Below are 21,496 nucleotides of genomic sequence, written 5' to 3' on the forward strand. Positions count from 1 at the left end.
TAAACAAAGTGTATTTGAATTACCAGCCCGGATTTTGCATGGCCTGCTTTTCCGTAGGGCTTAGTGCACTTCCGTTGTTTTTAATCACATCCAGAAACGACTGCGGAACCGGCCTTAAATAATGTTTACCTTCAATCGGTTTCGCTTCACTGTTAAATGCAGCTGTTCGGGCCACCAATGTTTTGGTACGGGCCAGATCTTCCCATCGCTGAAGCTCACCCATTAATTCTCTCGATCGTTCATTTAATACGAAGGCAATAAATTTATCGCTCTGAGCAGTTGCCCCGATTTTATCAAAAAATTCTCTGTTAGAATTAAAGATATCTCCATCACTGTTTAAGTGCATGGAAGTTAAGGTACTGGCAGAGGTAACCGGAATGTTATTCGATTCAAAATAGGTGTTTTTATCCGAATAGGATGAAAGGGCTGTGGCATTTGTAGCCGGGTTTGTTTTATATGAAATGCCTCCGTCAACATAACTCTCCCGGTTTTCACCATCTTTATAAGCAGCGCGGTCTCTTACTTTATTTAAATAAGGAAGGGCTTGTGCATACTGGCCCAACCGTCCGTAAGCCTCCGCTGCAATGAGATAGGTTTCGGCTAAACGGGCCAGAATACCATCCCGCTGTCCAAATTGAGAAGCCACCAGATTCCTGGAGCCATCCATAAATTTAGATAAAGCGACAAACTGGCTCACACCGTAGTTGCCATGTGCATTTAAATAGCTTTGTGGCTGGCCCGCAAAATACCGCACAAACATACTTGGTTTGCGTCGACCAATGTCAGTTGGAAGCGGGTTATTGGCATTGGCAACAAGTGGAGTGTATCGTGTATCACCGGCATCATTCACAATATACAAAACAGCTTCTTCTCCTCCGGCAAATTTAGCCTGGCCCACTTGGGCAGGCGTGGGTGCTGTTGCAGCGGTCCATTTTGGTGCACTCGCCGGATTATTGGATACATATCTTGTTTTAAAGCTTTTCCAGAATCTGGAATCATTTACCCGGTCAAAAACATCCAAAGCATAATCTGTAGATTTTAATCGCTGAAATTCACGTCCACCAGCAAGGTCACGTACCATGCCCGGAAGTGTTTGATACACGGACGGATAATATAAATGGATTTGATTGCCATAACGGCCCTGCGTGGTAATGTTATTGGAAAATTGCGCAGCCAAAATCACTTCCCTGTTGGTTTCATTGGCTCCATCCACTGTAGTGAAGTTCCATAAATCACTGAAATTCGTGGCAAGTGTATAACTACCACTGTTGATCACCAGGTCGGCATATTTAATGGCATTTTGTAAATCGGCTGTTTTGGTGTCGCTGTTCCAGGCATTGTTAATTTCACTGGCACGGAAAAGGTATGCTTTTGCTAAAAAATGTGCGGCTGCCCCTTTTGAAATTCTGCCGGTTTCCGTAACGGTGGCAGGCAACAGATCATAGGCTTTTGTAAAATCCAGTATAATCTGGGCATAAACATCTTTTGCCGGGCTTCTGGTAAACTCTTCCTGTATAACTTCAGAAGGTTCAAGTTTTAAGGGCACTGCACCAAACTGTTTAACCAGTTTGAAATAATCAAAGGCGCGCATAAAATAGCCTTCACCCAAACGGGTATTTTTATTGGCACCGTCGTAGTAAACCGGCACATTTTTAATAACAATGTTAGCCGAGTTGATGCTGCCATACATATTATCCCAAACGGCTGCCACATCGCCGGAAAGGGAGTTTAAATTTCCATCGTAAGAGTTAAACATTTGTTCTGTGCGGTCTCCACCAACCGTAAATTCATCTACACCATAATTGGTGGTGGTGTAAGCCCAGGTATAGTTGAAATGAAACTTTAAACTCTGGTACATCCCGATCACTAAGCCATCAAGACCCAGCGCGGTTTGAAAATCAGAGGTATTGTGTGAATTGATGACCTCTTCGTCTAAAAAGCTTTTTTTGCAGGAGGTTGGTAAAATCATTAACCCGCTTAACAGGGCCATTCCTGATAATATATTGATAATCTTTTTCATGTTATTTTGGTTAGAAGCTAGCATTAATGCCGAAAACAAATCCTCTGTTAAAAGTAGAACCACCTAAATCCGGATCAATCCATTTTACTTTTGAATAAATTAAACCCGGATTAATGGCCTGTGCATAAATCCTTAACCGGGATAAGGTTAATTTTTTAGCCATCTCTGATGCAAAGTTGTAACCCAGCGAGATATTCCTGATTTTAATAAAGGAAGCATCCTGATAGTTTAATGCACTTACATATTGATCTCCGCTGGCACTGGCATAATTGGGTGCCGGATAAGCATTTGTGGGGTTAGTTGGTGTCCAGTAATCTACAACCCTTTGTGCGAAACGGCCCTGAAGTGCTTCTGCTCCGGTTTGAATCAGTAAATTGTAACGTGCAACAATAAAAATGGATAGGTCAAATTGCTTGTAGCCAAAGGTATTGGTTAAACCACCCGTCCAGCTTGGATTGTAATGGCCCAAAATCTGACGGTCATTGTTGGCATCTATTTTATAATCGCCATTTAAATCTTTAACCTTAATGCTTCCGGGACTAAACGTAACTCCATTTTGTTTATATTTCGCAATTTCGGCTAAATCTTCCGGCGTATTCTGCCAGATGCCTTCTTTCACAAAATCATAGGCCACGCCATTTCTTTGCCCGATAAAGAAACGATCAATAACCATATCGCCATTGTCTAACTTAACAATTTCATCTTTACTGGTAGAGAAATTCAGTGTAGATTCCCAGGTGAAATCTTTGGTTTTGATATTCACGGTATTTAAGGTCAAATCAAGACCTTTGTTTTTGGTTGAACCAATATTATCGTAAGAAGTAGTATAACCATTAACAGAGGCGATTTTTTTGAGTAGGATAAGGTCTGTGGTTTTAGATTTATAAATATCCAATGATCCGCTGATTCTTCCTTTTAAGATATCAAAATCCAAACCTAAATTGTATTGTAAGGTTTTTTCCCAGCTTAACAATTTATTTGGTAATGGAATCGGGTTGGCCAATGAGGCATCTGATGAAACGTAGCCGGTTTGGGCTGAACTGCCATAAGTATAAGTTAAGGGTTGTAACAATCCGAGGGTGCTGCCAATATCTACTGATGAGTTGCCGGTGCTACCTACGCCTAATCTCAGTTTTAGCTGATCTATCCATTTAATATTTTTCATGAAATCTTCCTGCTCCAGTCTCCAGGCCAATGCCGCTGAAGGGAAGAAATCCCATTTGTTTCCTGCCGCGAGTTGCGATGCGCCATCCCAGCGTGCTGATGCCGTTAACAGGTATTTGCTGTTGAAACTGTAGTTGGCTCTGGCCATGTATGAAACCAGAGTTGATTTTCTTAAGTTGGTGTCAAAGGCATCTAAGCCTGTAATGTTTCCGGTATTTAAACCATACCAAAGTGAATTGGGTAAGGAGATCTTGCTTCCGGTTAATGAAGAAGATTCTTCACGGAAGGAAGAGGAACTTTGTAATAAGGTTACGCCAAAATTGTGCTTATTAATGGTTTTATCATAATATAACAAGTGATCCAAGGTGTAGGCAAACCGATTGCTCTGATTTAACTGCGCATAGTTGTTGATGGATCCCGGTACACCAGCATCACGATTAACCGACTTGGCGTCCTGAAACCTGCCATTGTAAAAATTCGAAAAATCAGGACCAAAGTTGATGCGGTATTTTAAGCCCTTCAATAAATTAACCTCAGCAAAAACAGAGCCCAGCGTTCTTAAAGTTTTACGAAGGTTGATGTTGTAATCGGCTTCTAAAACTGGATTCTGGATGTTAATGTCTCCGCCAGGCAAATTAATTCTGTTGCCATTGGCATCAAATGGAATAGCTAATGGAAGCATGCCGCGTGCGGCGGCATAAATATTTCCTGCCCCTGATGCACTGGCGGCCTGGAAGCCATAGTTTTGTAAACCATAGGTTGCAGTAAGATTTGCACCCATTCTAAACCACTTTACCGGGTTTATTTCGACACTTAGTTTGCCGCTGTATCTTTCAAAATCCTGCCCCAGTTGCGTACCAGTTTGATTTAAGTAACCAAAAGATCCATAAGCTTTAATTTTATCTGTGCCACCACTTACACTCAATACATGATCTTGTGTAACGCCAGTTCGGGTTACCAGATCGCCCCAATCGGTTGTGGGCACTAAACTGCCATCAAATACGCCATTTACCCAGCCTTTATCCAGATTGGTCAGCATATTGGGATCTTGTTTGAAAATCTCTCTATCGGCAGCCTGGGTTGCAATCACCGGATAGGCATAAATGGGTTGTATATTGGTGCCGTTTATGGAGTTTAAATATGCCGTGCGGCGATAAGCATCACGGCGAAATTCAATGTACTCACCAGAATTCATCATGTCCATTCGGTCATTCAGGGTTTCGATGGTTGCGGTACCTACATAATCCAATGTTAACCTTCCGGCTTTACCTTTTTTGGTCGTCACTAAAACCACACCGTTGGCACCACGCGATCCATAAATTGCTGTTGCTGATGCATCCTTCAGGATATCAATCGTTTCAATATCATTCGGATTAATTGCATCTATGCCACCTGCTTGTAAAGGAATTCCATCCACCACATATAAAGGAGAATTGCTGGCCGTTAGTGATCTCACACCACGAATCAGGATGCTTCCCAATTGCCCCGGACGCTCATTTGAAGTAATATCAACACCTGCAGCCTTACCTTGAATGGCTTGCAAAGCGTTGGTTACCGGTCTGGATCTGATTTCTTCTGCGCCAACACTTACCACCGCTCCGGTTAAATCACTTTTCTTCACCGTGTTGTAACCTACCACTACAATTTCTTCCAGGTCATTAATAGCACTTTTAATCTGAATGGTTATGTTTGCCTGGCCGTTTACCGGAACTTCCTGAGTGGTATATCCCACATATGATATCACCAGAACAGGGTTGGAAGTGCCTGAAGGGATGGTAATGGAGAATGCACCATTTGCATCGGTTGTGGTAACTAAAGTGGTATTTTTGAGCTTAACGATTACGCCTACCAGCGTGGCACCCTTATCATCAGTGATTTTTCCTTTTACTGTATCATCGAAATTCTTCCCTTTTTTAATGATGAGCGATTCCGTTTTATAGGTGATGGCTGCCTGCGCCGAATTGCCCGTTATCATCAGCGAAAGGGCAGAGATTCCCATAATCAGGAATTTTTTACTTCCAGACATATTTTGCCGGTAATGTGGCTTTGAATGTAAAGTGAAATACATAATTTTTAATTATTGGTTAGATATATTTAGTTAGTATGGTATTTTTTTTCCTGGCTAGGTTAAGTTTAAGCCTGCCTGAATCATGTAGTGAAAATTATTTCAGCCATAAAACCATTAAGAATCATGGCTATCCCTGATCAATTTTTCTTTGTAAATTAATTGTGATAAAAGATTTCCGATACTGATTTTTAAGGCAGGAAATAGTCTTGGTCTGGTTGTTTTTCTTTTTTTGAGATCAGGCAACTCATTTTGAATTGATTTCAATACAAAATTGTTTCATAACCACTTATCATTGGTTTTTTTAGCGTTTAGAATATATCTGGTTAATTGTAGTTACGAGGTTATGACTTTTATTTTGTTAACCCATCCTGATCTATCCTGCTAAGAGGTGAAAATTAACAAATAAGGCATTTCTCTTCCAAAGGAAAGGTGCCGATAGGCGGATAGGGGTTAATTTACTTCAAGGTCGTCCTTCTCGACTGGAGCATCTGCCTTTTTCAGGCAGCAGCGAAACGTAGAGATCTTTGAAATCAGAGTTTATTGATAATCATAATTTACGATTTCAAAGATTCCTCCACTGCGGTCGGAATGACGAGATTTTTCAAATCGAATCACCCCACCCGATGGGCACCCCTCCTTAAAAAAGGAGGGGAGTAGCGATCGCCAAAACCTATCGGTCGGTGTCTCACCGACCGAAATTAAGTTTTAGCTTCGATAAATATTATTTTCTTTCGCCCTTTCCCTTCAAGGGGAAAGGTGCCGATTGGCGGATAGGGGTCAACCACCCCGCCTTTCAGGCACCCTTCTTAAAAAAAAGAGTCGCATATAATTTTACGATTTGGTTTCGAGAAATGGTTTTTTTTAGGCTTTTCCCTTTAAGGAGAAAGATAGGCGATAGGCGGATAGGGGGCATATCACCCCTTACCAAAAGCAAAAAGTCGTAGTGTAAGGCTACGACTTGTATTTTCTATTCAGGAAATCAATTCCAGTTATGCTATATTTTTTACGTGTGATTATGCAAAATCAAGCCATAAACTGTCCATATGGTAATCACTAACCTCTACCACCTTATTGTTAAATCGGAGGGAAGTGATTAAACTCGCCACTTCCTGTTGCAGCATGATGATGCAATTCTCTACCAGTTCTTTTCTGAATCCTTTTTCTGCAAGCTCAATAACATATCCTACACAAATGATTCTGGCTACGATTCTGCCGAGGTCAACCAGTTTTCTTTGCGCCAGTTGTTCATCTGGTGAGAACGAAAGTTCTGCTTTGAAATAATCAGCAGATTTTACTGTGAGTGGAAATTCTTTTAAGTACTGATAAAGCTGAGGCTGTTTTTGCTTTTTCATGCCTTTGATAATCATTTCGCCAATTTGTGCGTAAAGCATTTCATTGGATCCTTCAAAGATCTGGAAAGGGCGACTATCCATAATGCCACGTCCGCCGATATGGCTGGTGCGATAACCTTTTGCACCTGATAACTGCACCAATAATTGTGCACTTTCCTGCATCAAATCGGTTACCACGGTTTTCATGGTATTGGCTTCCAATCCCTCGGTAGCCAAATTGTTTTCAATGCCACTGATGGATGAACTCTTGGCGCACATGGCAGAACAAATGGTATAAGCTGCCTGCAACCTGGAAATCTGAAACTTTACATTATCCATGCCAAGCAAATTACCCACACCAACCTTTCGGTTATCACATTGGTGATAAGCTTCATCCAGCATGCGTTTAATAAAGCCCATTCCCATTCCTGGAAACTGCATTCTGCTTCGGTGCAGAATATCCAGCATCATTTTAATGCCTGTCGTTTCAGGTTTAAGCCTTTGGTTTTTAGGTACGGTAAGGTCCAGTTGGTTCAATCCATAAGGAATCAGATATAAACCGGCATTATCATAATATTCTTCTACTTGAATCTGTTGTGCTGCAATAGCATCCTCACATACAAAAAAATCGATATCCCGGGCTAATGAACCGTCGGCACCTTCGTTTCTGGCTGCTACAATCCAGTAATTGGCCATTCCGGTGAGTCCCTGCCAATGTTTTGTCCCTTTAATTTTATAACCGCTTTCAGTTTCTTTACTCGTGGTGCGCATGTTCAATGCATCACTTCCAAAATTAGGTTCAGTGATCATTAAACCACCCATGTTTTGTGCTTTCAAAAACTTATCGAATATTCCCTTTTTTATCTCATCATCTCCATATTTGGCCACAGGTTCTAAAAATAAGGCGATATTGATTCCAAAAGTTAAAGAAAGTGATAGTGATTCATAGGAAGCTGCAGACAGGATGCCGAGACATTCTTTAACCTTACATCCTCTGCCTCCAAATGCTGATGGAACGGCTACTGATAAAGGAACATGATCCATGATTTCTGTCAGCAATTCCGGAGGAAGGCCTCTTTGCAGACTTAGCTGATCAATATTATGTTTTTCCTGAAAGAGATGTTTTAGATTTTGTTCAAATGTTTTTAAAAATTCCGGAAACTCCTGGTTAAAATTATTCATTATTTATGCTTCGTTAAGCTCATTTATAGATGTTATAACAGATTTACTCTTATTAATATATCTGTTATCTTTCAGGTTCATTATTATTTGCTAATCATTACTTAGCCCGGGCTTAGCCATTGAAGGGCAATGTAGTTAAATAAGTTTTACATATCTTAATATAATTCAAGTAAAGATCTATCAAAAATGCTGATAATTATTTAGAATCTTTCTAATTAAATAGGTTTTTATTAAATTATAAATGTCCGTAAGATTAATGATATACGTTCGCACGGTACAAATAGTTTTAATTTTTAACCATGCTGCCTTTGTGGTAACCTTTGAAGGGGGAAAGGCCAATCTGATTTCGCTGCTTAAGCATGTTGGCCGAATACCGGTAATGAAGAAAATCAATCATCATCTAACGCATGTTATTTCCAGCTTTCTATCTTAAGTTCATCGCCAACATGAATGATGCCGGTACCTTTATGGAGGAGGTTCTGGCCAAACATGACTTTTTGATTGAATGTTCGATAACCAGCCAATGTTTTTAATGGTTCTTTTCCCCGAATTCCGGTTTCCTGGTTGACGGTAATCAACACACACCTGGCACAGGGTTTTACGGCTGTGAAAAGCACATTACCCAAAGAAAAAGTTTTAAAATCATCTTCTATATGCGCCTTGCTACCTGAAAAAACCAGGTTTGGTCTGAAGCGATTCATCTTGACCGGTTCCGTTAATTTTTCATTCAGCGCATCCAATGAAGACTGGCCAATAAGGAGAGTAGGGTAACCATCTGAAAAACTTTTAACCTCTCCGTTTGCAGCATACCTTGGATCTACCAGGATCTTATCATCTTCAGACATCCGCACCAATCTGACCTCAAATTGCAGGTACGCTGTAAACCAGTCATTAACAGATTTGCTCACCTCTAAACCAACTGCAGCGTCATCCCAAACCCTTACTTCGATACGCTTACCGGTAGTTTCATCCAGTTGAAAAGAGATCTTAAGGTTCTCCTTCAGTTTATGGCTGACATATAGCCGATCATCTTCGATATGCACCTGCAACAGCGATAGCAGTGTATGTTTGCGTTGGGTAACAAAGGTTCCTTCATGATCAACTAACATCCAGCGCCTGTCGTACTGAAGCCCCTCATCTTCCATTAAAGCTTGTTCCACCCTGATTCCGCCAAGTGATTTTATGGGGTAAATATAGATGTCGGTCAGCTGAAATGGATTCATCCGATAAATATAATGAAATAACCTGCCTGCTTTTTAAACTGGGATAAAAAAAATCCGCTCATCGCTTCTAATGCTTGATGCAGAAGTTTTTTATCCTTTTACCACAGGTTAATTTAAGCGGACATCCTGCCTGGTTCCGGACTTATAATAAAGTTCTGCAAGCGTTTTCTGATAACCTGAAATCATACTTTCCTGTTTAATTTTCATGTCGATTAACTTCGTTTCTCGGCTGTTGATTAAAAAAAGTGTACTTTCTCCAAGGTTAAATTTTTGGTTTTCACCTGTTACGAGTATTTGCTGATTCTGCACACTTTTAATCTGAACAGCCAGTTGCGCAGCATAGGCTGATAAATCATTATATGCTGCATTGATGTCATTTCTGATGGTTCTTCCATATTGCTGAATATCATAGTTAAGTTCCTGCTGTTTAATTTTTACTTCCCTGAGCTTACCCCGTTCAGACCGGAGGAAAAGCGGAAAGGAAAATTCTATCCCCACTTTGTAATTGCTCCAGTTAAAATCATAATCGCCAGGAATAAAACTGTTAAAATCAGTCCTGTTCGAAAGCAGATTCCCGGTAACATTTAGTTTGGGCTTTAAAAGTTCCTGCCGGTAGCTCCGTTCAACTGCCAGTTGCTCGCCTTTGCTTCTTAGTTTTAACAATTCGGGGTGCTGGCTGGCGGCCTGACCAAGCAGTGTATCCAAAACCAGCGGGTTAGGTTTCGCTGCAGCCGGATTAACCTGTTGGGGTACAGCATCTGCAGGCAGTTCCAATGGATTACCATCTTCACTCCAGAGGTGATTGGATAACACCAGCTGTGCATTTTGCAGCTCAATTTTCATTTTTTCCTTTTGAATAATCCTTTCCTGTACGGTAATATAGGCCTCTACCGAATCAATTGCCGGTTTATCACCAATGATGGTTTGCCTGCTCATGGCCGTAAATCTTCGCTGGGCCAGTTCTACGCCTTCGGTAATTAAATTAAATTGCTTATAGGTATAATACCAGTTCCAGTAATCTTTTACTGCACCATACCATACAGCGTTAATCTGTTTCAGCTGTTCGGCTTCTGCATATTGCACCATAATTTTTGATTGACGGAGGGTATTTCTGCGGGCATCAATCACCAATCCTTGTCCTAAAGGAATACTCAGCCCTATGGCAGATAAACCTTGCGAATTGGTACGGCCTTCCGGATTCACATAGGTACCTACATTACGATCGTAGCCAATTTTTAAATCGGCACCTGCCAGCCAGAGCGGTATTTTCAGTTCACTGTTCCATTTATTATAGTATTCAGTGTTACCAAAAAGTTTCCTGGCGAAACCGGCTTTAAGTGCAGGATCAAAATAGCCAAGCGACTGTAATACATTCGCCCGTGCCGATTCGCTAAGCAAAGCAGCTTGCTTAACAATGGGATGATACCTGAACACCAGCATCTGGAGATCGTCAACTGAAAAAACTTTGGTACTGTCTGCTTCAGCCCTAACCATAGCGGCACTTTGTGCCAGTGCAGGTTGTGCTGTAAACAGTGAGCGCAAGAGCATTAAAATAATCAGGCATGCTTTAAAATCATTTTTCATATTAGTCTTCACCGTTATGTTTTTTCTTTACTACTTGCTGAAGGCTCTTTTTCCAGACTTGGCGGGAAACCGTTAAGCTGCCGCCAGATCTCGTACCACAGCGGTACTGATCTTAAAATAATACGTCCGTAAACGCCAGAACCCTGGCGAAGTTGTACCGGCCATGGTTCATCTTTTGACGGAACGGGATTGGTTTGACTAATCAATAAGCGATATTTTCCGCCGGTGCTGCTCACCCGGTCAATGGAAGAAACTTTTCCGGCAAAGGTACCTACGGCAACCGATGGCCAGCCAGAAAACTGAACCGATGGCCAGCCTTCAAATTGCAAACGGACATCGCTGGTGTCTAAAATCAGAGGCACATCCATGGCACTCACATAAAGTTCTGCCGCCACTAAAGGTGATTTTGGTTGTAATGTGGCTACAGATTCACCTTCTTTAATGTTTTCCCCAATCCCTGCTTTAAGGGTTTTTACCACAAAGCCACTCTGTGGCGCCCTTACCACGTATAAGCCACGGCGAATGCTGATGTTGGAAATGTCGTTTCTTAATTTTGCAATATCGCCCTGTGCACTGGCCCTGCTGGAAACGGCAGAGCTCATATCAGACTGTGCTTTTGCCATTGATTCCTGATATTTCGCCCGGATATTATCCAGTTCGATGCTGGCATTAAGCAGGTTTTGAGTGGAATTGCTCAGTTTATTTTGCTGACCGATTACTTTTGCATTATCCTCCTGAAGCTTCAGTCTTCGGGTTTCGATATCAGTAAGCGAAAAAAGTCCGTTTTTGTAACCGGTTTCGTAGCGTTCCAGCCTGGTTCTGGTGGTTTCATAAAATTTCTGAACGGCCAATAATTCTGCGCTGTCAATGCTGACGTAATTTCTGGCCTGGCGTACTTTATTTTCTGCAGCCTTCATTTGAAATTGTAAGCCATCATTCATGGCCCGCATCTGGCTCTTGGTGGCGTCTATCTTTTGCAATGCAGCGGTTTCACTTCCACGTTTCGCATCCAGCTGCTCATTTAAGCGGGTAGGGAGTTCAGGATCAAAATATGATTGGCTGGTTTCTGAAATCACCAGGATGGTATCACCTTTTTGTACTTCCTGTCCTTCACGTACAGCCCAGTGTTCTATCCTTCCACCAATCTGGTTTTGAACAGTTTGCGGCCGGTCTTCCGGACGGAGCGCAGTAACCGTACCCCGGCCCGGAATGGTTTGCCGAAAAGGCAGGAAAAGTAAAATGGCGAAGAAAATAAATATAAAGAGGAGTACCCTGCCCAGTAGTTTTGGCCCTTTCGCATCCAGAATTTTACGGTTGGTATGAACGGATAATTCCTGCCAGTTTTTAAGTTGTGCAAGGTTGTTGCTCATTTTACCCATGACTTAAATCTCCTTCCTCCAGTTCAAGATCAGTAACCACGGCAAGCTTTTCACTGCCGGTTACCATATCAAACACGGTGTTTAAATTGGTCATTAACTTTTCTATGGCATAGCTGATCTGAACGATAATTACTTCTGCCGCAACAAACTGGCCGAAAGTCATTTGCCTTTCAACTACGAAATATGATCCCAAGAGCAGCAATGAACCCATTAAAATGGTACGCATGGCTACTGCACTGATGAAAAACTTCTTTAAAACACTAAAGTGATCATTTCTGGCCTGGATATAATTGGCTGTAATCTCATCTGTTCTGTTGATGATTTCTTTCCTTTTATCAGCACTGTTTCTATAGGTATCTAAATCAGCAGCAATCTCTTCCAGGTAACCGGCTACTTCATATTTATATTCTGACTCCTCAATGCTGGTTTGAACACCGCGGCGATAATACAAAATGAGTACGAGGATGATTACAATGAGAACGAACATGCCAAATGCCATAAAAACCGGATGATAGAAAGATAGCAGAATGACGCTAAAAAAAATCTGTACGGCAGCAGCAACTACATCAACCAGTAATTTGGTAAGCCCTTTTTGAATGGTTAAAATGTCGAAAAAACGGTTAATCAGTTCTGAAGGATTTTCACCTTCCAGTGCTTTCTTTTTAATGCGGGGTAAGCGAAAGGCAAATTCTATCGCCGTTCTGGCAAAAATTTTCTGCTCAATCACCTCCACCAATGTTAGCTGACCAATGAGCAGGAGCCCTCCCACCACTATACCCGCTAAAATAACAGCAATGAGAATATAGGTGGAACTGTACATGGCCCCATTTGATAACAAATTGAAAACGGCACTGGTGCCCAGTGGCAGAGACAGGCCAATGAGGCCAATCAACATGGCATATATGTAAATATAATTGATGGTACTGCGTTCGTAGTACAACAGGCGTATAAGTCTTTGCCAGGGCGTAGGCATACCGGCAACATGATGATTTTTCATGGATATTTTACTTAAAGGATAAACTATGGGAGATTGCAGGTAAATCATACCGGCGATAAAAGCACATCATCCTGATCTGACAATCGAAAACGCATAAACTTACGCGTTAAATCAGTCTGGCTGATTTTCAGATCAAAGTAATGACGTTACCTAAGAAAAATGATCAGGCGGAGGCGTAGGCACGGTTTTGGGCGGATGGGTACCCATTTGTAAATAATAAGCTTGTTCAGGCTGCGGAGTATGAAGGCTCAGAAACAAATGACCTGTATCCAGCATGGAAGATTCGTAAATCAGAAGTTTCTTCTTGTTTTTCTCTAAAGCTTCACCCTCTTTGTCTTTATTCTCTTCTGCATTTTTTTCTATTGAGTAGGCATCTGCAGAGACTGAGAAGCAGGAAATGGAGAACGCACAAACTTTAAGCAGCAAAACACTTAATAGCGTTAAGGCAAAAAATCGTTTGAGCAAGTTATTTCTTAATCCTTCCATTTTTAGAGATGCAAATATATGTGCTTTCTAATTTTATGAAGTCAACAGGTTATTATTTTTGCTCATAATAACGTCAAATTAATGAAAATCCAGATGAGATCGGAGCAATTTTTTTTTGTCATTTCAATTCATTAGGTCATAATGATGTGCTTATTTAAGTTATGATCTGCATGCGGTAATTAAATATCATGCATTTAACTTTATATTCGTAAATTATTTGATGGCTCTTATTTTACATTAAAATTTTAGATTTTAGATTATCACAATGAAATTGATAAGAACAGTCATCTTATGCTGCTTTCTTTTTTCCAACTATAATAGTGCTTTCGCTCAGTATATGAATGCTTCGGCCATCACGAAGCAAAATAAGAGCGAGATGAAAACCTATGGTACAAATGATGGCCTGCCTTCAAAAAATACCACGGCAACCCTTCGTGATCGACGTGGATTTATCTGGGTAGGTACCGAAAACGGATTGTGCCGCTTTGATGGTTACACTTTTAAAGTGTTTGCCAACCATGCCGGCGATAGTACATCTATTTCTAATAATTTTATCAATGCCATTGTAGAAGATCATCAGGGCAAAATCTGGGTAGCCACGATGGATGGCCTGAACTTGTTAGATCCACTTAATGAAACTTTTACGCGTTTTCTGCACCATGATCATAATATCCGTTCTTTAAGCCATAATAAGGTATGGTCCATATTATGTGATAAAAAGGGCCAGATGTGGTTCGGTACAGATGATGGTTTCAATCAGTATGTGGCTTCGAAAAAGGATTTTATCGTTTATAAGCCCAATCCGGCATCTGAAAAAAGTATGAAGGGAAAATCTGTAAACGCCATCATAGAAGACGTTAAAGGTGATTTATGGCTGGGCAACTGGAGTGCAGGCTTGAATCGATTTGATAAAAAAAGGAAAGCATTCACCAATTATGCTCAAAATCAGAAGTCCGGAGCTAAAAATCCGAATGATGTTTGGGCCTTAGCTTATGCAACCGACGGTCATATCTGGGTGGGTACCTATTGGGACGGTCTTTTTAATTTCAATCCGGAAACAGGTCAGTTTACTAAAGTACAAATCCCGGATCGGGATAATTATTCCGTTTTCAGCGTGATGCCTCTTGGTCAGGACCTCTTACTGGTGGGTGGAAATAATGGATTCTACTGGTATCATACCCTGTCGAAACGCTGGGAGAAAATTAATGATGTACCAAATTATTCTTATGGCAATTCTTATCAGGATCGTGATGGCATCATCTGGCTCAATGGGCGCAACGGCCTTAGAAAAATAGATCATCAGCAATATAAATTTAAAATTAATTTACTTCCTCTGGGGAATCGTGATGTTAAGAGTATTGCTATCCGTAATGGTGTGATGTGGCTGGGCACCAATAACGGGCTTTTCGCAGTTGATCAGCAAACTGGGGGGATGAAAACCTTTGTAAAAAGTGACCATCCCAATAGCCTCACCAGCAACGAAATCCTGAAGCTATACTTTGATGGCAAAGGGATTTTATGGGTACTGACTGAAAATGGTTTCGACAGTTATGATCCGAAGCACAATACTTTTACGCATCATTTTCATCATTCAGCGATTGGGAATTTGTTTAATGAAGATGTATTCAGAGATATTCTGGAAGTGGAAGACGGGGTTTATATTTTGGCTACCGATGCCGGAATCAAGATTTATGATCGTCGTAAAAACACATTTGAGCATTATTACAATCAGCCTAAAAATCCTTATTCCATCAATAATAACCATACCTATGTGCTTTGTAAGGCACCTGATGGCGAAATCTGGATTGGAACCTATGGTGGTGGCGTTAATATTTTTAACCTGCGTACCAAGCATTTTCGCGCACTGGAAACCTTAAACGGTAATGGTAAGGGGTTAAGCAGCAACATCATCAAAGCCATCCATGCCGATTCCAGAAAAAACATGTGGGTGTGTACGCAAGATGGTTTGAATAAGTTTTCGCCAAAGCGCAATGGTATTGAAGTGTACACCAAAGCCAATGGATTTGCGAGCAATGTTTTTAATGACATTACAGAAGATACGGATGGTAAAATTTGGGTGCTTACCGAAAATGGAATTTCGAGTTTAGATCCTTTGAGCAAAAAAGTAAGGAACTTTGATGAGGCGGATGGCGTTTTGGTAAATTCCACCATTAAAAACCAGGGTTCTTCTATTTTTGTTGCCGGTAACAAAGGCTATTTTTCCTTTAACCCGAAGCAAATCCGATTCAACCATGTGGCTCCACCCGTTTACCTGACCGATTTCCAGATATTTAATAAATCGGTGCTTCCGGGCGCAGAAAGTCCTTTAAACGAGAACCTGAATGTGGCAAAAGAAATTACCCTGAACTATGATCAGAGTGTTTTTTCTTTAGAATTTGTTGCCCTTAACTATGCCTATTCCTGGAAAAATGAATACGCATATCGATTGGTGGGTTTTGATCAAAAATGGAATTATGTAGGTCACCAGCGAAAAGCCACCTATACCAACCTAAACCCGGGCACATACCGTTTTGAGGTGAAAGCATCTAACAATGACGGGGTTTGGAATAATAAAGGTTATTCCATTACGATTAAAATTAATCCGCCCTGGTACTTTACCTGGTGGGCTTTTTTGCTGTATGCCGGATTAATCGGATTGAGTGTGTATGGCTTTATTTCTTACCGGAAAAAACAAGAAAAACTGAGGTATGAAATCAAAATTGCACATATTGAAAGTGAAAAGGAAAAGGAGCTGAATGAGCGTAAATTGTCTTTTTTCACCAATATATCACACGAATTTAGAACGCCGCTAACCTTAATTATTAACCCGGTGAAAGAATTGCTTTATCAGGATAACCAAAATATTGATACCAGCAGCATGAATATTGTGTACAGAAATGCCAAGCGTTTATTAAGCCTGGTTGATCAGTTATTGCTGTTTAGAAAGGCTGATGCGCAGGGTGATACTTTAAAAGTATCTCATTTAAACCTCACAGGCCTGCTGAAAGAAGTTTTTCTATGTTTTTCTCATCAGGCACGTACAAAAAATATTCAGTATGAATTTATAGCAGCTTCTGAAATAACAGAAATTTTTGCTGACCGTGAAAAACTGGAAATTGCCATTTTTAACTTATTGTCAAATGCCTTCAAATTTACGCCTGATGGCGGACGTATCACAGTATCACTGTCTGAAGCAGATCAGCATGTTGATATTTTGATTACGGATTCTGGTTGTGGCATCGCAGAAGATTCAACAGAGAAAATTTTTAACAGGTTTTACCAGGAGCCTGATAAAAACCACTCTTTAGGAAGCGGGTTTGGAATTGGCTTGTACTTGGTTAAGAATTTTATAGACATGCATGACGGAACCATTTCCTGTCAGAATAATGAAGGGGAGGGCACTTCATTTCACCTGAAATTATTAAAAGGGAATGAACATATTAATCCTGTGTCCATTGTTCCGGACCGGCAGGAAACCTCTCTGATCCTGAAAGAACTTAGTCAGGATGATCTGATCCCGGAGCCGGTCAGAAAGAAAGATGTGATTTTAAGTGATATGATTATACAGGAGAAGAAATCTATTCTGATTGTAGACGATAATGAAGAAATCGCGCATTACCTCAGCCAGGTTTTTTCAGAACAATATCAAATTTATCAGGCCCATGATGGCGAAAGCGGTTTAGCTATTATCCGTGGGTTTCTTCCGGATATCGTAATCAGTGATGTGATGATGCAGGGTATGGGTGGAATAGAACTCTGTAGTATTGTAAAGGAAGATGAATCTATTTGCCATATCCCCATTATCTTACTCACCGCCAGTACATCGGCAGAAATTAAACTGAAGGGTGTAGAGATTGGTGCTGATGATTATATCAGTAAACCTTTTGATCAGGAATTGCTCATGGCCAGGGTTGCCGGGATTCTAAAAAGTAAAAATAGTTTGCAAAAATACTTTTATAGCGAGATTACACTAAACCCAAGCAGTTCCAAGATCTCTGCCGAATACAAGGATTTTCTAAAAAACTGCATCAGTATCGTGGAACGTCATATAGAAGATCCGAACTTTAACATCAAGATGCTGGCAGATGAAATTGGCATGTCGAGGGCTAACCTGTTCAATAAGATTAAATCTGTTTCGGGGCATTCATCCAGTAGTTTTATTCGTTTCATCCGGTTAAGGAAGGCTGCTGAAATTTTCATCAGTACAGATAAAACCATACTTGAAACGATGTATACCGTTGGGATGAGTGATATCAAATATTTCAGGGAACAGTTTAAAAAAGTATTCGAAATGAATCCATCAGATTACATTAAAAAATACCGAAAGAATTTTTCCAATAATAAGTCCATCAGCCCGGGTTTAAAAAAAATAAAAACCTAGTATTCAGGAATGTTGCGCATTTTGGAAGCGCCAATTACCAAAATGCTTTGTCAATCTCACACCATTCCATAAGATGTATCATCTGATAGTTTAAAGGAGGGGAATGGCGGTAGTAATTCCTCTCTTTTAGATAGGTAGCACAGACTGGTGGTGTAAAAATCAATTTATAATTATCGGATTTTGGTTAGTAAAAGATTATGGTTTCTACATCTTAATACGCACCGCATTTCAAAAAAATGTCGGGTACAAAAGCGTTCAATTTATATTCCCTAAACTAATTTTGCGTCAAAAGGGCTGTTTCCTCTCTATCGGTTGTTTTTTCCCCCTCTAATATTAGCTGTTTACCCCCTTTGTGTTCGCTTGATTTGGTAGAATTTAGCAGCGTTTTCAAATGAATTCCCAACTCGCAAAACAATTATGCGAAGTGAACGAAAGCGTTCGAAAGAAAGTGGTAATTATAAATAACCAAATTAAACCAACATGAGAAAAGTTTTACGGCGCAAAGCTGTTCTGTTTTGTCGTAGTGCAAAACAAACGCTATTCATTGTATCCCTCAGTAGTGTTTCCTTGCTGTCTGCACAAATGGCAATGGCAACCTCACTTTCAGGCACTACAAATCCAGTATCAGTTAGAGATGAAATTACAGTAAGTGGTACTGTTTACGATGAAAAAGGTGGGGTACTACCCGGAGTAAGTGTATCCGTTAAGGGCACCTCAATTGTTACTATCAGTAATGCCGATGGTAAATATTCCATAAAAGTTCCAAATGATAATGCAGTACTGGTATTCACTTATGTAGGGTATAACAAACAGGAAGTGCTTACAAAAGGCAAAACCACCGTAAATACACAACTTACGGCCAATGCACAATCACTTAATGAGTTGGTCGTGGTAGGTTATGGTACACAAAAAAAATCAACACTTGCCGGCTCAGTTGCTGTAGTTAAAGGTAGTGATCTGGTAAAAAGTCCACAGCCCAATCTTTCCAACTCATTGGCAGGTCGGGTTTCAGGCGTGGTGATCAATAACCGTGGTGGCGAACCAGGTTATGATGGATCGAAGATTTTAATCCGTGGTTTAGGAACCACCACCAACTCTGATGTATTGGTTGTGGTAGATGGAATTCCAGGCCAGTTAGGCGGTTTGGAAAGGATTGACCCTAATGATGTGGAAAGTATTTCGGTACTGAAAGATGCATCGGCAGCGGTTTATGGTAACCGTGCAGCGAATGGTGTAATCTTAATTACCACCAAGAAAGGTAAAATTGGTAAGCCCACAGTAAACTATAGTTTCAATCAGGGTTTCAGTATGCCTACACGCCTGCCGAAAATGGCTGATGCAGCAACGTATGCACAGATCATGAATGAAATCAATTATGATTCCAATCCGGGTGGTGGTCTTAATCAGTCTTACACGGCTGATCAGATTCAGAAATTCAGAGATGGTTCCGATCCATTGTTATATCCAAATACCGACTGGACCAAACAAACGTTGAAAAGTGTAGCACTTCAAAATCAGCACAGCCTTTCGGTTAGCGGTGGTACCGAAGATGTAAAATATTTCGTTTCCCTGGGGAAAATTTACCAGGATGCGATTTATAAAGACGGTGCAACCAAATATCAGCAATACAACTTCAGAACAAATATCGATGCCAATATTTCCAAAAGGTTAAAAATCGGATTAGGCGTTTCAGGAAGGGAAGAAGATCGTGTGTTCCCGATTTCAGGTGCAGGTGATATTTTCAGATCAGTGTATCGTGCAAAACCAATTGTAGCCGCTTACTATCCAAATGGTTTGCCTACAACAGGAATTGAAAATAGCAACCCTGCCGTTCAGGTGACTGATTTAGGTGGAATAGCCAAAAACCCAACACAGGTAATCAATGCCATTTTAAGAGGTAGCTACCAGATTCCAGGTGTGGAAGGACTTTCGGTAGATGGTTTTTTCTCGGTTGACAAAACGTTTAGCTTTAAGAAAAATTTCAACAAACCTTACAACCTGTATTCCTACGATCAATCTACCGGAATTTATAATACGGTAGTGGTAGGTGGAAGCGGCGGCAAGGCTACTTTATATGAGTCGCAGGCCAATACCAGCCTCATTACATCCAACGTTAAATTAAATTACGATAAGAAATTTGGGAAACATTCAATCAATGCTTTTGTAGCTTATGAACAGAGCAGACAGCGTTTTGAAACCTTTGATGCACAACGCTTAAATTACATTTCAACCAGTTTGCCTGAACTTTCACAAGGTGGTGCAGCTGCAACGGATTTAAGAAATTCGGGTAGCAGTACCGACTATCCAAGACAAAGTTATATTGGAAAAGTAACCTATAATTATGACGAAAAGTATATCATAGAAGGCCAGATGCGTGCTGATGGTTCTTCGCTCTTTCCGCAAAGTAAACGTTTCGGATATTTTCCGTCCATTTTAGGAGCCTGGAGAGTAAGCAAAGAAAAATGGTTTAGTGATAACGTTTCTTTTATTAATGATTTAAAAATCAGGGGTTCATATGGCTCATTGGGTAGTGATTTAATTTCACCATACCAATACTTTGATAATTACACATTAATCGGAAACGGCTTTGTCGCTTCAAACCCGGGTAGCGGTGTAAATGTCATTCAGCCAAATGTTAATTTGGTGAAACTGGCCAACCCGATTGTAGGCTGGGAGCGGGCCAATAAACTCGACATTGGTATTAATGCAACCTTCCTTAAAAATTTCACTTTAGAAGCCATTTATTTTAATCAGAAACGTAGTGATATTTTGTTAACCAGAAATGCTTCCATCCCAGGTACTTCAGGGATTGTGAATCCTTTTCCAGAGCCAAATAATAGTGCAGTATTTCCGTTAGTGCCATCAGAAAATATTGGTAAAATCAACAGTTCAGGTGTAGAGGCTTCATTGGGTTATAACCATTCAAGCGAAAACTTTAGCTGGGGAGCGACCGGAAATATTACCTATGCGAAAAGCAAAATCATCTTCATTGATGAAGCTTCAGGAACATTAGATTACCAACGTCAAACAGGTCGCCCGATTGGTAGTTACCTGTTGTTTAACTCACTTGGCATTTTCCGCACACAACAGGAATTAGATGCTTATCCACATGTTACAGGTGCCAAAGTAGGTGATTTAAAATATGAAGATTATAACGGTGATGGCGTAATCGATTTTAAAGACAGAACCAGAACTAAATACGGTAATGTACCGGAAATTACTTATGGATTAAACTTAACAGCATCTTATAAAAATTTCGACGTAGCCGTACTTTTTGCAGGTCAGTCTCGTGTAAGCCAGTATGTGTTGCCAGAATCAGGTAGCGTTGGAAACTTTTACAGCAGCTGGGCCGATAACCGTTTTAGCCCAAGTAATCCGAACGGAACTTTCCCAAGGGTAACCGAACGTGCTTCGAATGCCATTAGTGGTGGTGCTTTTCAAAATAATTTCTGGTTAAATAATGCATCATTTCTCAGATTAAAAAATATTGAACTGGGTTATAATTTCAATTCCAGCCTCTTATCTAAAATTAAAATCTCTGGTGTGAGGTTATATGCCAGTGCTTTCAACTTGTTCACCATCTCGAAAGTGAAAGATTATGATCCGGAAGGAGATAACGAAAGCGGACAATTTTATCCTCAGCAAAAAATTATTAACATAGGTGCAAACGTTAAATTTTAA

General features: G+C 40.5%; 10 protein-coding genes. 2 read left to right on the top strand and 8 right to left on the bottom strand.

All coding sequences use genetic code 11. The features are described from left to right. Positions 1–19 precede the first annotated feature (19 nt). From OQX64_RS01555 to OQX64_RS01590, 8 genes are all read right to left on the bottom strand, one after another. Entirely contained in the window at positions 20–2,020 is a 2,001-nt protein-coding gene (locus OQX64_RS01555) for a RagB/SusD family nutrient uptake outer membrane protein (RefSeq protein ID WP_265817248.1), read from the bottom strand. A gap of 10 nt (positions 2,021–2,030) precedes the next feature. Then, positions 2,031–5,210, bottom strand: coding sequence for a SusC/RagA family TonB-linked outer membrane protein (locus OQX64_RS01560; protein WP_265817250.1), 3,180 nt, complete (start codon positions 5,208–5,210; stop codon positions 2,031–2,033). 1,055 nt (positions 5,211–6,265) lie between these two features. Further along, entirely contained in the window at positions 6,266–7,765 is a 1,500-nt protein-coding gene (locus OQX64_RS01565; protein WP_265817252.1) for an acyl-CoA dehydrogenase family protein, read from the bottom strand. A gap of 410 nt (positions 7,766–8,175) precedes the next feature. Next, complete coding sequence (locus OQX64_RS01570; RefSeq protein ID WP_265817253.1) at positions 8,176–8,988, bottom strand: MOSC domain-containing protein; 813 nt, start codon at positions 8,986–8,988, stop codon at positions 8,176–8,178. A 108-nt stretch (positions 8,989–9,096) separates the two neighbouring features. After that, positions 9,097–10,572, bottom strand: a complete 1,476-nt coding sequence (locus OQX64_RS01575; RefSeq protein ID WP_265817255.1) for a TolC family protein — start codon at positions 10,570–10,572, stop codon at positions 9,097–9,099. Positions 10,573–10,586: 14 nt separating this feature from the next. Beyond that, positions 10,587–11,942 carry an HlyD family secretion protein gene (locus tag OQX64_RS01580; RefSeq protein ID WP_265817257.1) on the bottom strand — a complete coding sequence of 452 codons (1,356 nt, stop codon included), beginning with the start codon at positions 11,940–11,942 and terminating at the stop codon, positions 10,587–10,589. 1 nt (position 11,943) lies between these two features. Next, positions 11,944–12,948, bottom strand: a complete 1,005-nt coding sequence (locus OQX64_RS01585; protein WP_088301330.1) for an ABC transporter transmembrane domain-containing protein — start codon at positions 12,946–12,948, stop codon at positions 11,944–11,946. A gap of 150 nt (positions 12,949–13,098) precedes the next feature. Next, on the bottom strand, positions 13,099–13,434 hold the full coding sequence (locus tag OQX64_RS01590; protein ID WP_265817259.1) for a hypothetical protein: 336 nt from the start codon (positions 13,432–13,434) through the stop codon (positions 13,099–13,101). Positions 13,435–13,699: 265 nt separating this feature from the next. Between OQX64_RS01590 and OQX64_RS01595 the strand changes: the two genes are divergently transcribed. After that, positions 13,700–17,815, top strand: a complete 4,116-nt coding sequence (locus OQX64_RS01595) for a two-component regulator propeller domain-containing protein (RefSeq protein WP_265817261.1) — start codon at positions 13,700–13,702, stop codon at positions 17,813–17,815. A 480-nt stretch (positions 17,816–18,295) separates the two neighbouring features. After that, on the top strand, positions 18,296–21,496 hold the full coding sequence (locus OQX64_RS01600; protein WP_265817262.1) for a SusC/RagA family TonB-linked outer membrane protein: 3,201 nt from the start codon (positions 18,296–18,298) through the stop codon (positions 21,494–21,496).

Origin of the sequence: Pedobacter sp. GR22-10, assembly GCF_026239715.1 — a bacterium.
Classification (GTDB): domain Bacteria; phylum Bacteroidota; class Bacteroidia; order Sphingobacteriales; family Sphingobacteriaceae; genus Pedobacter.